14 protein-coding genes and 2 other annotated features are annotated in these 15,390 nt (G+C 37.7%); of the genes, 5 read left to right on the top strand and 9 right to left on the bottom strand.

Annotated features, from left to right (window positions below):
• Window positions 1-30: 30 nt before the first annotated feature.
• From IGJ37_RS02880 to IGJ37_RS02870, 3 genes are read right to left on the bottom strand one after another with little or no spacing between them, the layout of a single operon-like run.
• Entirely contained in the window at window positions 31-831 is an 801-nt protein-coding gene (locus IGJ37_RS02880) for a PTS system mannose/fructose/sorbose family transporter subunit IID (RefSeq protein ID WP_016622232.1), read from the bottom strand.
• A complete protein-coding gene (locus IGJ37_RS02875; protein WP_002358771.1) occupies window positions 824-1,615 on the bottom strand; it encodes a PTS mannose/fructose/sorbose/N-acetylgalactosamine transporter subunit IIC in 792 nt (263 codons plus the stop codon). Before IGJ37_RS02875 ends, IGJ37_RS02880 begins: the two co-directional genes overlap by 8 nt.
• Before the next feature lie 48 nt (window positions 1,616-1,663).
• On the bottom strand, window positions 1,664-2,557 hold the full coding sequence (locus tag IGJ37_RS02870; RefSeq protein ID WP_325815069.1) for a PTS mannose/fructose/sorbose transporter subunit IIAB: 894 nt from the start codon (window positions 2,555-2,557) through the stop codon (window positions 1,664-1,666).
• A 260-nt stretch (window positions 2,558-2,817) separates the two neighbouring features.
• Here IGJ37_RS02870 and IGJ37_RS02865 point away from each other — a divergent pair, with 260 nt between their 5' ends.
• Window positions 2,818-3,525 (top strand): GntR family transcriptional regulator, encoded by a 708-nt coding sequence (locus tag IGJ37_RS02865; RefSeq protein ID WP_002366233.1) that lies wholly within the window; start codon window positions 2,818-2,820, stop codon window positions 3,523-3,525.
• Window positions 3,526-3,549: 24 nt separating this feature from the next.
• On the opposite strand, the gene IGJ37_RS02860 is transcribed toward IGJ37_RS02865, so the two are convergent.
• The 6 genes from IGJ37_RS02860 to IGJ37_RS02835 form a co-directional block, all read right to left on the bottom strand.
• Complete coding sequence (locus tag IGJ37_RS02860; RefSeq protein WP_325815068.1) at window positions 3,550-5,328, bottom strand: glycoside hydrolase family 35 protein; 1,779 nt, start codon at window positions 5,326-5,328, stop codon at window positions 3,550-3,552.
• Window positions 5,329-5,340: 12 nt separating this feature from the next.
• Entirely contained in the window at window positions 5,341-6,504 is a 1,164-nt protein-coding gene (locus IGJ37_RS02855; protein ID WP_002390979.1) for a glycoside hydrolase family 88 protein, read from the bottom strand.
• A gap of 271 nt (window positions 6,505-6,775) precedes the next feature.
• Window positions 6,776-7,603 carry a hypothetical protein gene (locus IGJ37_RS02850; protein WP_002391333.1) on the bottom strand — a complete coding sequence of 276 codons (828 nt, stop codon included), beginning with the start codon at window positions 7,601-7,603 and terminating at the stop codon, window positions 6,776-6,778.
• 3 nt (window positions 7,604-7,606) lie between these two features.
• Complete coding sequence (locus tag IGJ37_RS02845) at window positions 7,607-9,346, bottom strand: DUF2264 domain-containing protein (RefSeq protein ID WP_325814993.1); 1,740 nt, start codon at window positions 9,344-9,346, stop codon at window positions 7,607-7,609.
• 379 nt (window positions 9,347-9,725) lie between these two features.
• A complete protein-coding gene (locus IGJ37_RS02840; protein WP_002355684.1) occupies window positions 9,726-9,974 on the bottom strand; it encodes a GlsB/YeaQ/YmgE family stress response membrane protein in 249 nt (82 codons plus the stop codon).
• Window positions 9,975-10,080: 106 nt separating this feature from the next.
• A complete protein-coding gene (locus IGJ37_RS02835; protein WP_173958562.1) occupies window positions 10,081-11,712 on the bottom strand; it encodes a peptide ABC transporter substrate-binding protein in 1,632 nt (543 codons plus the stop codon).
• Between the two features lie 147 nt (window positions 11,713-11,859).
• Window positions 11,860-12,092 (top strand) — a binding site (T-box leader).
• 155 nt (window positions 12,093-12,247) lie between these two features.
• Window positions 12,248-12,490, top strand: a binding site (T-box leader).
• A gap of 53 nt (window positions 12,491-12,543) precedes the next feature.
• Here IGJ37_RS02835 and IGJ37_RS02830 point away from each other — a divergent pair.
• From IGJ37_RS02830 to IGJ37_RS02815, 4 genes are all read left to right on the top strand, one after another.
• Window positions 12,544-13,188, top strand: a complete 645-nt coding sequence (locus tag IGJ37_RS02830; RefSeq protein ID WP_002383057.1) for an amino acid ABC transporter permease — start codon at window positions 12,544-12,546, stop codon at window positions 13,186-13,188.
• A gap of 12 nt (window positions 13,189-13,200) precedes the next feature.
• Window positions 13,201-13,836 (top strand): amino acid ABC transporter ATP-binding protein, encoded by a 636-nt coding sequence (locus IGJ37_RS02825; protein ID WP_002358764.1) that lies wholly within the window; start codon window positions 13,201-13,203, stop codon window positions 13,834-13,836.
• A 10-nt stretch (window positions 13,837-13,846) separates the two neighbouring features.
• Window positions 13,847-14,680 (top strand): amino acid ABC transporter substrate-binding protein, encoded by an 834-nt coding sequence (locus IGJ37_RS02820; protein ID WP_002355679.1) that lies wholly within the window; start codon window positions 13,847-13,849, stop codon window positions 14,678-14,680.
• A gap of 175 nt (window positions 14,681-14,855) precedes the next feature.
• Window positions 14,856-15,299, top strand: a complete 444-nt coding sequence (locus IGJ37_RS02815) for a DUF2798 domain-containing protein (RefSeq protein ID WP_325814991.1) — start codon at window positions 14,856-14,858, stop codon at window positions 15,297-15,299.
• Window positions 15,300-15,390 lie beyond the last annotated feature (91 nt).

Below are 15,390 nucleotides of genomic sequence, written 5' to 3'. Positions count from 1 at the left end.
CGACTCTCTGAAAATCACTTAATATACTTTTTACGCCAAAATACCAAAGGCACTCAAAACAATCGATAAAATTAAAATAATCCAAATCACTCGTGTGGAATTTAATTTCTTTTGACCTAACATCCAATAAGTTAAAAGAACAAGTAAGATTGGAACTAAGGAAGGCAAAATCGCATCTAACGTATCTTGAATAACTAATTCGACCCCGTTCTTTTTATAAACAAAAGGAACTGTCGCCTTGATAACTGAAGGAATTAAAGCACCAATCACAGTCACACCAAGAACAGTTGCTGCATTCGTAAAGGCAGATAACTTGTCTTTTAAGGTCGTCACTAGTTTGACCCCTTGCTTATAACCAAGGGGTAAGAGCGCGGCCCGACCAAACAATAGTGCAATATTTGCAATAATCCAAATAACACAGCCCACCACCGAACCATTTTGAGCCAGTGTCCCTGCAACAGAGCCGAAAATCGTCCCCCAAATAACGTGGAATAAAGAGTCCCCAACGCCTGCCAAAGAACCCATCAGAGCTGTTTTTAGCGCAATAATTGTTTCTTTCGCTTTATAGCCATCTTGCTCTTCAATCGCAACATCAATCCCCATAATTAAATTCCCAAAAATAGCATTGGTGTTAAAAAATTGATTGTGTGTGCGCATCATATCTTGAAATTGTACTTCATCATGACCATAGAATTTTTTTAAAACAGGTAAGATGCCGTATAAATATCCTGAACTCATCATACGTTCATAGTTCCAGTTTAATTGGCTTCCTAAAATATAACGCCAGCTAATTGCATTTAATTCTTTTTTTGTCAGTTTATGCTTACTCATCGCCGTCATATCCTCCTTCAAAATCACCATTTCCTGTTGTTGCTTGTGTCGTGCTTTTTGCCCCATCACGTTTAAATACAAGCATCGCTGCTACCATCCCAACTATCGAAACACCTAACATTGGAACTTTTAAATAAGCCGCTAAGAAAAAGCCTAATAGTAAATAGGGGATATATTGCTTCGTTGGCAAGTAACGTAATAAAATCCCTACACCGACAACAGGTAATACTCCTCCAGCTGTTTTTAAGCCCGTCATTAGCCATTCTGGCATGTTATCGGTAATCGTTGTTACTACAGCATCCCCCGCTAATAACATTAATAAAATCGGAATGGCACGAGACAGTCCCCACAGAACAGAACCAGATAAAACTAAGCGTGGAATCCGTTTTACTTGCATCTTATCAATCGCTTTATCGACACTATGAAGTAAAAAGACATTACAAAAACGGGCGACTACATCTAGTTGCAACATCAACAGAGAAACAGGAACAGCTAAACCAATGCCATACTCCGCTCCTTTTCCAGAGATTACAGCGAAAGCGGTTCCTAAAACAGCCCCTGTGAAATAATCAGGTACCGATGCTCCACCAAAAGCAGCAATTCCTAAACGCATTAATTGAAGAGTGCCGCCAACCATTAAACCAGTTTTTAAATCTCCCATAATCATTCCAGAAATCATTCCAGCAATAGCTGGTTGCGTCAACGTATTTGAAATAAGTGAGTCATTAATAGCAATAAACGCATAAATAGTAATTAAAATAATTTGATACGCTGCTAAATGCATTGAAATTTCCTCCTAAATTTAAAAATATTCTTTCTTAGTCTGACAGTTTTAGCCGCGTAATTTTTTCATAAAATCAACGACTGGATCGTTTGGAACTAATTGGGCTGTCACAGTGACGCCTTTTGAAGCGATTGTTTCAAAAATTTGTTCTTCTTCTGGTAAAACTTGAATACTTTTTGTTACTTCGCGTGCTCCTTCTTTGTAACTCATATTCCCAACATTTACAGTTTTGATAGGTCCTTGCGCTTCGATAAAGCGGAGCACATCTTTCGGATTTTTAAATAATAAAAATAAACGCTGTTTACCATATTTTCCTGATTGAATATTTTTAGCGGCAGCCTCTACTCCAAGAACAGATAAACGCATCGAAGAAGGCGCTGCCATTCTCAAAGATGATTTTTGTAAAGGATCTGTAGCCGCCTCATCATTGGCTACAATTATTCGCTGTGTACTAAGACTTGTCGACCAAATTCCCGCTACTTGTCCATGAATTAACCGTTCATCAATCCGTGTGTTTACAATATTTTCTTTTCCAGCATATTGACTATAGTCACTTAACTCTTTTTCTTTGCTGGCTTCTGAAATCTCTTGTTCTGCTTGATTCATCCCAGCTTTTACATCAACAATATTTTCTTGTGCTAAACAAACTAATTCTTTAATCGAAGCCTGTTGATTAACCACTGCTTCAATCACAACAGAGAGCGTCATCCCTGCAATAATTTCCACTCCGTCAACGTTCAAATAATTCTTAGTTGCCACGTTACATGGCGTTCCTCCTAGTAAATCAGCAATAATCAGTGTCGTACCGTTAAGGGCTTTCATTTTTTCATTTAGCTCTTTCTCAAATTGAAGATTGTCGCTATCTGGTCGTAATGAGACTGTATGCACGTGTTCTTGCCGACCAACGATCATTTCTAAGCTAACTTTGACGCCTTCAGCCATGCTACCATGACTAATTAGTACAATGTTTTCCACGAATTTCCCTCCCTAGATGTAGGTGACCCTACTTAACATGTTATGTTCTCTACGAACTTACTATAACACATACTAAGTTATCCGTAAACCTAATATCTTAATATATTGAATTTATTTTTTTGAATTCTTTAAATAAAAATTGTCTTTCCTCTTTTTCAAAGTGTTTGCTAAAGGCTAGTTAACATGTTATGCTTAATTCATTCGATTACTAGAATGGAGGCAATCGCATGTTACCTAAATATGAACAAATTAAACAAGACCTTTTACGTGAAATAAAAAATCATACCTTTATTCCTGGTGATAAATTTTATTCTGAAGCCGATATTAAACGAAAATATGCTGTTAGTTCTATCACAGCTGTCAAAGCACTGAATGAGCTGACCAGTGCAGGTTACTTGTATCGTATCCAAGGAAAAGGGACCTTTGTTTCGAAATCAAAAGTTTCTCAAAATGTAAAATTTTCTGATATCGAGTTGCATTCTTTAGACTCTGAAAAAGTTAAAGTCCTTTCAATTGAAGAAGAAAATCAAGCCGAAATTTTAAAGGAATTAGGCTTACCAGCTAACGCTTCTTATTATAGAATCAAGCGTGTACGCTATTCTGAAGATACACCCTTTCTCGTACATATCACACATCTTCCCAAAAAGCTTGTTAAAGAGCCGCTCTCAAAGGACCTCACAGCTTATGCAAGTGTGTATGAACGAGTCCGTAAAGATTTTTCAGTAGACCTCTTCTCGTTAGCTTCTGTAGAAACAAATGAAATTGTCTTTCCCGAAGATGCTGAGTTATTGAACTTACTTCAATTAAGTTTTCGTGAACCCGCTGTTAAACAAGTTAAACATTCCTATCTCGCAGATGGTAGTGTTGCTGAATATATTATTAGTTATAAACATTGGAAATATTTCAAAACCAAAATAGAAGTAGAAGCCGAATAAATTTCAGCTTCTACTTCTATTTTTTTAGTCTATGATTACTTGATTCGTAAATTTCAAGTACTCAATGTTAATTCCCTCTGTTTCAAAAATTACTACTTCATTTTGTCCTTGCTGTAAAAATTCTTTGGGACAATACAGCGAATGAATGGGTCCTATTTCCCAATAACGACCTAGATGATGGCCATTGACCACAACGAATCCTTTGCCGTAGCCTCGACAGTCAATATACGTGTCTGCTAGCTGTTCTAATTCAAATGTTACTTGATAAAATGAAGGCTGCAATGGATTTTTTCCAGCTGTGTAATCAATCTTGGCTAATTGCTCTTGTGAAAAAGTTAAGGGATAGTGTTGATAGCCTTGGTGAAAATGAATGTCTTGCATCACTCCACCTCGAATTCCTTTACTTTGTGTCGGATTATTTAATTTAAAGCCATAATTAACGCGACCTAAGTTTTCCACTAAGATATCTAACGCAAGTGTGTCTTTTTCAGTTTGTCCTGAAATCAGTAGCTCTTCTCCCACTGTCTCTTGATATTGGGTAGCAGCTAAATCTCCATCTACATAAATGTGTAAACGATCACTGGCCTCGACGACTTTTAGTTTATTTTCATGATGATAATTTTTTAAATCAAACGAATAAAGCAAGTAGCCATAGCCTGAGCCAGCTTCTTCCATACTTAATGGATACGCGGTGGTCTTCGGTGTCATCATTTGATCTTTTACTGCGAATAAGGATACGCTAGCAGTTACTGGAAAGCTTCCTAAATTCCCCAGTTTTTTCGTGCGTGGTTGTGCTTGCCAAACTTCTGGACATACTTCTTTAATTGCTTTTTGAACGGCATAATATTTTTCTGTTGGTTCTCCTGCTTCTGTTAATAAAGCATCATAATCATAGCTAGTGACTTGAGGTAAATCTTTTGCACCTCGCGCCGAACACCCGTTATAAAAGCCGAAATTTGTTCCTCCATGAAACATATAGAGATTTAAAGAACCCACTGCCAGCATATCTTTTACTTCCTTCGCCAAGTCGGTACCTTCTCGCTGAATCACTGGTTCGCCCCAACGATTGAACCACCCATCCCAGTATTCCATGCACATCAATGGCCATTTTTTACCATGACGAGTCATAAATTTTTTCAAAACGGCAGCATTTTCTTTCGAATGACTACCAAAATTTCCTGTCACAAAAACATCCTCTTCAATTAACGTCCCCGCATCCAAAACCTCTTCCCAAGCGCCATCAGATGTAAAAAGAGGAACCTCAATCCCCAGTTCTTCCATTATCTGCTTGGTTTGTCGCAAGTACGCTTTCTCCATTCCATAGGACCCATATTCATTTTCAACCTGCATCATGATCACTGGTCCACCTTGTGTTATCTGCAGTGGTGCTAGTTTAGGCAATAATACTTGAAAATAGTTACGAACTTTAGTCATAAAAATAGGATCTGTCGAACGTAATCGCACGCCTTTTTCTTTCAAAAGCCATGCGGGTAAGCCACCAAACTCCCATTCTGCACAAATATAAGCCGAAGGACGCAGAATAACTAGTAAATTCAGTTCTTCTGCCAAGCGGACAAATGCTTCAATGTTTTTCATTCCTTCAAAATCGTATACGCCTTCTTCTGGTTCATGAATATTCCAAGGAATGTAGGTTTCTACTGTATTAGCTCCTAAAGCTTTCAGATTATAGAGGCTATCTTCCCATTGTCTAGGTGTCATTCGAAAGTAATGAATCGCCCCGCTAATAATTTTTATTGGTTGTCCATTTAATAAAAAGTCTTCTTTAATCTCAAACGTTTGCATCATTTTTCCCCTTTACCAGTATCTTTGCCATGATGGTTTTGCTAAACGCATTAAGGCTTCCATGTAAAAATAATCGCCCCATAAGTTGGGTTCATCAATCCCTTTTCCTTCTGCATGTGCGTAAACACCATGGAGTAGCAGTCCTTCATTTTCGGAATCATTTTGCGTACGATAATATTCTCCTAATTGATAAATCATTCCTTTGGCAAGCTCTTTCGCTTGAGGAAAAGCCTGTAGTTTGTCTGCTTCCAATAAACCACATGCCGCAATTGCCAGTGCCGAGCTATCTTTGTCAGATGGCATTTGGTCATTAAAATCAAAATCCCAATAGGGAATTAAATCTGCTGGCAAATGAGCTAGAAAAACCTCCACTATTTGTGGATAAATTTCCGGAAATGGTTGGGAATGGAGAAATGTTTCGTTTAGGGGAATCCCTAAAATTGCCCAACTTTGGCCTCGTGCCCAAATGGAAGTATCACTATGTCCTTGATGCGTAGCTCCATGTTTTGGTTTGCCTGTTTCTGGATCAAAATAATAGGTATGATAAGTTGTCGCATCGGATTTAATCACCGTTTTCATTAACGTATGATAGTGACGTGAGGCAATTTCCTCATAAACCCTATTTCCAGATAATTTAGTTGCTTCAAATAAAAGCGGTAAATTCATTAATGAGTCGATAATTAATCGATATTCTTTGGGATCACCATAATGGCCCCACGCTTGAATGAAGGAGCCATTTTCTTGGAATCGTGCTGACAATACTTCAGCGGCAGCTAGCACTTCTTGTTTACAGCGCTCATCACCGGTAATTTTATACCCAGCACCCGCCGATAGACTATATAAAAAACCAATGTCATGGTGGTCCAAAACAAAATGCTCCTCTAATCGTTGTTGAAAGCTGTCAATATTTTCCATTGCCAGTAAACGAAATTTTTCTTGGTGAGACCACTCATATGCCAGCCAAAGCATGCCTGTCCAAAAGCCATTGGTCCAATCATCGTTAGCTTTGAGACGATATCGACCATTCGTAGCACAAGCTGAAGGAAACTGTGTTCCGAAACGCTGCATATTTTTAGCAATTTTTGAAACGCATTCATTTAATTGCGTTTGAATCCATTCATCTGTGACATTTTCTCCTAGAGAGATCAGTCTTTGTTTATTTTCTTGACTACACATCTCCACCACTCCTTAACTTGTTAACATATTAACTTATTGTATTATAACGTAAAAGAAAATAAAAAGCGACCTTTCTTGATTATTTCTCTTAAAAACAAGAGCGTGGGACAAAAATCACTTTGGATTTTTGCTCCACGCTCAAAAACTGATAAACGGCGGGAACAGAACCAACTCCTTCGGAAATAAGCCGAAATTCTCCAAAAATCAAAGAGAAATTTTCGGAAATTTCTTCTTATTTCTCAGAGCTAAACGGTTCTGTCCCGACCTCTTGTTATTTATTCCGACCGAATACTTCAATTTGGGTCAACGCTGGAAACGGAGAAGAGTCCAGCGCTTTTCGTAAGCATTTTAATGTCAAAGTTTGTGTTGTTTTCATTGGGAACTTTATTTCTTGAAAACAGGCGGTATTCGTTGTGGCAACTACTCGTTCCTCACCATCTGAAAAAGCTAAAGTGACTTCCTCCCAATAGCTATCATGTGGGTAATCCGCCCGAAATAGCAAGCGGATCCAGTCCGTTTCTACAGGCCTGCCAAAGTCAATCGTTAACTGTGCCTCCTTTTGCTGGTTAATTCCCCAAGAAGCAAATGGATACGAGCCATGAGAAAGGTTACCAAACTTAGAATCAATAGCATTTTTCGCAAAGAAAACAGCATCGTCTCTCGTTTCAACGTTTGCATACGCATGAGGATAGGCTCCTGAATATTCTTTTTGGTCATGTGTATTCATAGAAAGATTTTGATAATTGTCTTTTTCAAACGTGTGCGCTTGTCGAACCATTATTTGGTGCCTTGCTGAATGAAAGGCCGTATCAACAAAAGCTTTTCGAGCAGATTCTTCTAATGGAATTTGATATTCCCAAACTTTTTCTTTCAAATAAATCAATGAAGGAGCCAAAGTTTCATCTAATTGAACCATCAAATAAGGGGTAGCCCCTGTATAAGTCACTACAATTTTATCGCCAACTTGATAAAGGTACTGTTTAATTGCTAATACCGCTAACGTGTCTCCCTCCGCCATGAATGGCGCTTCTGGCTTCTCGTGATCGATTCGGCCAGTAATAATCTGATTGTCTTTATTTTTCAATTCGATTTTTATCATTTTTTATTCCTCCCTTGTCACACCGCCTACCAAACAAATCAGGCGATGCGTTCCTATTGGTAGCTCTTTTTGCAAATAAGGTAAACTTGTTCTTGGGAAAAACAACGATGTATTGGGTTCAGGTTGAAGAATACCTGCGTGGTCATACCCTTCAATTGCAACTATTTGCGAACCCAATTCTCCTGAATCGACTCTAGCCCACTCTTTACCAAGTTCTTTTTCTGAAAATTTTCCAAGTAACGGTAGACTGAATCCTCCTTCGCGCACTTTTAATGGAACCGATGTCACTATTTCATGTACTCTAACATGCCATTCTCCAAATGGATAAATGGTTGTTTCAATTTCTACTTCCTGAAAAGGTAGCCATTTATAATAAACTTGCTCCTCTGTTAAATAAAAATCATGAACTTTCCCTTTAACACGAAAATATTCACCATCACGAGAAACAGCCAATACGTTATCAAAAGCCCCCTCCTCATAACGCGCACCAGCTTTGGGAACGCTAAAGCCAAAGCGGCTAGAATAGACAAATTTACTATATTTAGCCGCAGCATGTGCTTGATTTTCAAGCCATAGTCCTGCAGGATAGCCGAGGACATGCGTTTTCATTTTAGGATGGATTAATAACATGTTTCCCTTTTCTATCAAACGCTTTTCTTCTCGTTTTATCGCCAGCGGTTCAGCACGCCAAAACGGATGGTCTTGATCCACTGCGAGCAACAAAAATGTTTTAAAAGCCCAATACGGAGAGCCTGGTGCGTTATAACCTTCTGCCATTACTAAATTTTCGTAATGATAGCCAATGGACAACCGACCATCATAAGTGAAAATAGTCTGTTGCATCCAACAGTGTAAATGTTTTGCTAACAGCGTTTTTATTTGTCCCCAAGGTAAAGCCTCTACTTCTGCAAATATCAAAGCTGCGAAAAATGCTCCTTGAGCAAACCGATACGTTTGACTACGTCCGTAAGGTAACGCTTCGCCCTCCTCATCAAAATAGTACAGATAGTCTTGCGCGAACATAACGGCTCGTTCTGTAAAACGTTTCGCACGAACAGGATCTCTTTCTCGCATAAATTTGACATAAATCAAACTATAATAATGAAAAGCAAACGAAATATAATAATCTCTTTGCGTAGTTTTACCATCCATATACCAACCATCACCTAAATACATGCGTTCAATCAACGCCAATTCTTCCTCTAGTTCCGCTTGGTTAATCACTTGTCCACATTCCTCGAGTGCCAAACGAATGAGCACTTTGAAAAACGTCCAATTATTTTTAGGAATTTTACAACCAAGTGCTTTATTTAACCAAACCATGATATTTTCTTGCTGTTTCTCAGAAAAACAGGCCCAAAAATATGTCTTATGAAGCAATAAAGTTAAAGATAATGCTGCTGCTTCCACAATATATTGATCATAATCAACAATATCGCCCCAATAATCTGGGGATGACGGATCAGTTCCTGCGATTAATTTTTCCACATAAGCATCTCTTAAAACATCATCTTTACAAGTAACCCAATACGGTCCAATTCCCCATAATGGTCGAATGAGCGCTTCCATTTCAGCATGTTGCTGATCATAGACAGCACCACTGGACCCAAAATTCACGCCAGGTTTTTCTGATGTTAAAATAGCCGTTTTTAAAGGTGTCATGATTGTTTTAAAAGCTTCCAAATACGCTTCTCTGGTCAAAAAAAGATTACTTTTTAACGATTCCATGCTTTTCGCCCCCATTAGTTTAATTCAAAGAATAACAAGGGCACTTATTTTTTTCAACTATCGTTTAATGAATAAAACGGCGTATTATGAGAGCAGAATTTCACTTCCCTTGAACTTAACATATTAATTTTCTCTTTATTTTTGTTGAGCCTTGAGCTATTCACTTTATCCAACAAAACTTCCTTTATCAAAAATGAATAATAAATGAAAAATAAGCAGTCTAACGCAGGAAATTCTCATAATAAATATTTGAAAAAAAAAAGAGTCTATGACAAAAATCCAAAGAGATTTTTGTCATAGACTTAAAATATGAGAGAAAAGACATCAAAAGTAATGGTTTGATCAACCTTCACAAGTTTTATGATGCTTTTCAAGATATCATTTTGATACAATTTTACGCCTTGCGGTTTACAATAAAAGAGTAAATAGCGATACAGATAATCGCTCCTAGCAACGCTGAGATAATTGGAAACCCGCCGATGACTGGTCCTAAAGAAGGCAACAAGAGTGATGCTACCCAACTTCCTAAAAAGCCCACGATAATATTTCCAATAATGCCACCTGGCACGTCTTTTCCTAAAATTGCGCCAGCAATTGCGCCAATAATTCCTCCGACAATTAATGCCCATAGAAAGCTAAACATTTGAAAAACCTACCTTTCATAGTTGATTTTTTTAGTTAATTTTCCTACTTTAAGGATAAAACAGAAAGCAGACTTTTTCAAAAGATAGGACTTTTCAGAAGTCAATTTATTCTTCTACATAAGCTAAACGATAGGATACTGTGCGACCAAAAGAAAATACTTGCAAGCCTTGTAATCGATCTGATTTCAAGTAACCAATGGCTCCTTGGAATAATGGTAAAACACCGGCATCTTTTTCAATTAATGTTTTTTCTAAACTTAGTAATTCATTCCAGCGTTTTTCAGGTTCATTGGCGTAATCTTTTCTAACTTTTTGGAGACCCGCATCATACGCCGAATCGTTATAACCAGAAGTATTTAAGCCACTTTTCGAGTCATAAAATTCTAAAAAATTAATGGGATCAGCATAGTCAGGTGTCCATGTTCCAAAGGCTAAATCGTAATTACCTGCTGTTTGTAAATCCAAACGATTTTGCAAAGGCAATGATTTTAATTTGATTGTTAAACCTGGTAAATTTTGTTGCAATTGCCCTTGAACAAATTCAATGGTTTTCTTGGCAATAGCTGAGTCCGCTGAGATTAGTTCCAATTCAATTTTATCTTTGCCCAACTCTTCTTTCGCTTTGGTCCAGTTAGCTTGGGCTTCTTTAATATTATATGGTAATAAATCACCATTTTCTTTGCGGAAATCTTCACCTGTATCTGGATTTTTTGCAAAATTAGCTGGTACAAAACCATTTAAAGCTGTCGAGCCATCTCCTAAAATTTCTTTTGCAAAAGTTTCTTTGTCAATCGCTTGTAAAAAAGCTTTTCGAACATGTTCATTGCCGGTAATTTCACGGCGATGATTGGGACTTAAATAACCTACCATAGCTTTAGGTACAAAATGCGCTTGTTTTGACTCTTTATACTGAAGTGCATAAGTATCTGCTAAAACAGTGTAATCTAAGTCGCCATTATCAAAAAGATTGGCTCCTGTGCCAATTTCTTTCACTACTTGAACATCAATTTCATTCAATTTTACGTGTTCTTTATCCCAATAATGATTATTCTTCTTCAATTTCCAAGTTTCGGAATTGCCATCCCAGCCTGAAATTACAAACGGCCCATTGCCAACAAAATTATCTGCAGAAGTCCCATAGGCAGTACCTTTTTCTTTGGCAAAGGCTTCATTTTTAGGCATAAAAGGTGTTCCAACTAAGACTTGGGCTAAATAAGGAATTGGATTTTCCAATGTTAGTTCTAGTGTCTGGTCATCGATTGCTTTGACACCAAATTCTTCCATCGTGGCTTGTCCTTCCCGCACCGCACGCCCATTTTTAAAAATATCCATTTGATTACTGCTACTTGAACCATACGCTGGATCGACCACGTTTCTAAACGCAACTACAAAATCCCCTGCTTTAACTGGATCCCCGTTTGTCCATTTTGCCTCTCGTAACTTGAATGTATAGACTAACCCGTCTTCACTAACTTGTGGCTCTGCTTTCGCCATAGCTAGCTCAGGATCTCCATTTTTATCTTGTCGATACAAGCCTTCAACTACTTGACCAATCATATCGGAACTATAGACATCTGTATAATGAGCGCTGTCTAATGTCGAGAGTTCACCACCAGATGCGACGTTAATTTTCTGTGTAGCTGTTTCATTCGAGGTCGTTTTCGAACCGCCACTTCCACATGCTGCTAAAACCAAGCCCAGTGCAACAAGTCCGATTAACCACTTTTTCTGTTTCATACCAAAACTCCTCCTTCTGTTCAAACAACTTACCTACATTTTACATGATTTTCCATACATTTGTCCTTTTTCAGCACTTACTTTTTGAAAGAAAAATATTTTTTTAAGAATAAGAGTTGACAGATATTTTTTCTGGTGGTAAAGTATTGAAAAACAGAGAACAGAAGAGTAACTGTTTCCTTTAGTGAAGAGAGTCTTTGGTTGGTGGAAAAAGACGTAAAGAAACAGCGAACCACATCTGGGAGTTGACTTTTTGAACCCTTAGTAGGAAAGTCCGGGACCACTCGTTAACAGGCGAAGTTATGAACTTCATAAGGTTCGTGTTGCGAAACACGAATAAACTAAGGTGGAACCACGATAATTGATTATTCGTCCTTTGGCTAGTCAGCCAAAGGACTTTTTTGTTTTTTTAGATGCGCTTTTCAAACTGAGAGAATGCCTCAACTGCTCAAGTCTGTTGTCCCCTTTTCTATGTGCTCAATGGGATACGCTAGAAAAGCAACAGGTTTTCTGTTCCGTTCGAACAATTTCATACTTACAATCAAAGCTTAGGACATAGTAATTTAGCTCTTCCTTTACAGAGACTTTTTCATTGGCTGAAAGAAAAAGATGGATTCTTCTTTACTCACACCTAAAAGATGTTTTTCTGAATCCTTTAGTAAGAAAAACCGGTGACTCTATCGTTAACAGAGAGTAGTTGTCAACGCAACTACATAAGGCTTATCTTGTGAAAGATAAGTAAATTGAGGTGGCACCACGAATGCGATTCGTCCTCTTGGCTCACAGCCAAGAGGCTTTTTTGTTTTTTAATAAAAATTGTTGGAGGAAAAAATGATGGATTATATTTTAGAAATTTTACCTGCTTTAGTTAGCGGAGCTGGCATGACACTGAAAGTCTTTTTCTTTACACTCCTTGGCTCGATTCCACTGGGGATCATCATTGCCTTTATTTTACAAAGTTCGTTTAAACCTTTACGTTACTTAATTAACCTCTACATTTGGTTAATGCGCGGCACTCCGCTATTGTTACAATTAATTTTTGTTTTTTACGGCTTACCATTAATTGGTATTGTCTTTGAACGTTACGATGCAGCCTTATTCGCATTTATTTTAAATTATGCTGCGTACTTTGCTGAAATTTTTCGCGGGGGGATTCAAGCAATTCCCCAAGGTCAATATGAAGCTGCTAAGGTTTTACGTTTAACACGTTTTCAAACAGTCACGCGGATTATTTTGCCACAAGTTGTTAAAATCGTGCTGCCTTCCGTAGGAAATGAAATTATCAATTTGGTCAAGGATACTTCTCTTATTTATGTACTTGGCTTAGGCGATCTTTTACGTGCTGGTAAAATTGCGATGAGCCGCGATGTTACATTAGTACCATTAGCTTTAGTGGGAGTGATTTATTTACTCTTTACGGCAATTTTGACTGTTGCTTCTAAGAAAATTGAAAAATTCTATCAATATTATAAATAGGAGGACTCTACCATGTTAACTATTAAAAATTTAACCAAACATTTTGATAACCGGACCATTATTGATCACTTAAATTTAGAAATTCCAGATGGTAAAATTTTAACGATTGTTGGTCCTTCAGGCGGCGGAAAAACCACTTTACTTCGTTGTTTGGCTGGTTTAGAAACCATTGATTCTGGCGAGCTTTTGTTGGATGGTGTTCCTTTCAATCCTGCTGAAATGGACAATGCCGATCAAGTGGTTGGGGTCGTTTTCCAGGACTTCCAACTTTTCCCTCACTTATCAGTTTTAGAAAACATTACCTTAGCACCTACATTAGTACTAAAAGAAGAAAAAGCAAAAAGTCAGCAAGAAGCTTTAGAATTACTGGAAAAATTGGGCTTGGCTGGTAAAGAAAAACTCTATCCGTATCAACTTTCCGGTGGACAAAAACAACGAGTTGCACTTGCTCGTGCCTTAGCAATGAAGCCAAAAGTTCTTGGGTACGATGAACCAACGAGCGCGCTAGATCCAGCTTTACGCCAACAAGTGGAAGAAGTTATTTTAGATTTACGGAAACAAGGCATGACACAGATTGTCGTGACCCACGATATGGCTTTCGCTGAAAAAATTGCAGACAATCTTTTGACGGTTGCCCCCGTCCAATAGAAAGGAGTTTATGATGAAAAAGAAATATTCTTTAGCCTTGCTGGTTATCTGTTGTAGTTTACTCCTATTTGCAGGTTGTGGTAAAAGAAAAAGCAACGAAGATCAATGGACACGGATTAACGAAGAAAAACGGATTATTATTGGCTTAGATGACTCCTTTGTTCCCATGGGTTTTCAAGATAAATCAGGCAAAATTGTCGGCTTTGATGTCGACTTAGCCAAAGCGGTTTTTAAACTTTATGGCATTTCCGTTGACTTCCAACCGATTGATTGGTCCATGAAAGAAACAGAATTACAAAATCAAACCATTGATCTTATTTGGAACGGCTACACTAAAACGAGCGAGCGGGCCGAAAAAGTTCAATTCACACAACCTTACATGACGAACGACCAAGTACTTGTTTCTTTAAAAGAAAAAAACATTGCAACAGCGAGCGACATGCAAGGCAAAATTTTAGGGGTTCAAAACGGCTCTTCTGGCTATGATGGCTTCGAAAGTCAGCCTGACGTTTTGAAAAAATTTGTTAAAGACCAAACGCCTATTTTATATGACGGCTTTAATGAAGCTTTCTTAGATTTAAAATCTGGCCGAATTGATGGGCTCCTAATTGATCGCGTCTACGCCAACTACTATCTTTCCCACGAAGATAATTTAAAAAACTATACTATTTCTCATGTCGGCTATGACAATGAAGATTTTGCTGTGGGCGTCCGCAAATCAGACAATCAATTAGTCCAAAAAATCAATACTGCCTTTGAAACGTTACGAAAAGATGGCACCCTTAGTAAAATTTCTCAAAAATGGTTTGGAGAGGACGTTACAAATAACACAAAAATAAACTAAATAACGAATAAAAAGGTGTACTGCTGACTTAGTACACCTTTTTATTTGAATCAAATTCTTAGCAAATTCTAACTTATGAAGAACTTTTATTTTTGCTACACTAGTAAAAGTCGAGAGAATTTGTCCTTTTCTGCCTAGAACAATCATTACTCTCAATAAATGAAAGGAGAAAAAAATGCCTACTAATAAAAAAGAAGGAATGCTTTTTACTACGTTAATGTGCTTTCTGATGGTTTTCGGAATGAGCACCTATAATTTATTATTGCATGGAGAATTTTCATTGTACGCCTTATCAAAAGGTTTGATTCCTGGATTTATCGTTGCTTTTATTTTAGACGTTTTCATCGTTGGTGTCTTAGCTAAGAAAATCGCTTTTTCTTTACCCTTTAATAAAGAAAAACGGCTATTACTTATTCTGACCATTTCGAGTCTCATGATTATCGGCATGGTGACTTGTATGTCTTTATTTGGCTTATTAATGGAAGGTCAGACGTTGTCACTAAGTGCGTATTTCCAAGCTTGGGGCCTGAACTTTATTGTTGCCCTTCCTTATCAATTGCTGATTGTCGGTCCCTTTTCACGTATGATCTTAACCAATTACCAACAACGACAAACTTAGAAAATAGATTTCTTATCTAAGTTTTAACAGTTGCCTAAAAAAAAGTTAACCTTTTTGATTTATCTTAGTGATAGTTCATTAAAGGAGGAAC

The organism is Enterococcus sp. AZ104, from assembly GCF_050546705.1.
Classification (GTDB): domain Bacteria; phylum Bacillota; class Bacilli; order Lactobacillales; family Enterococcaceae; genus Enterococcus; species Enterococcus faecalis.
The sequence above is the reverse complement of the archived record's forward strand: the minus strand, read 5'-3'. Positions and strand labels throughout refer to the sequence as shown.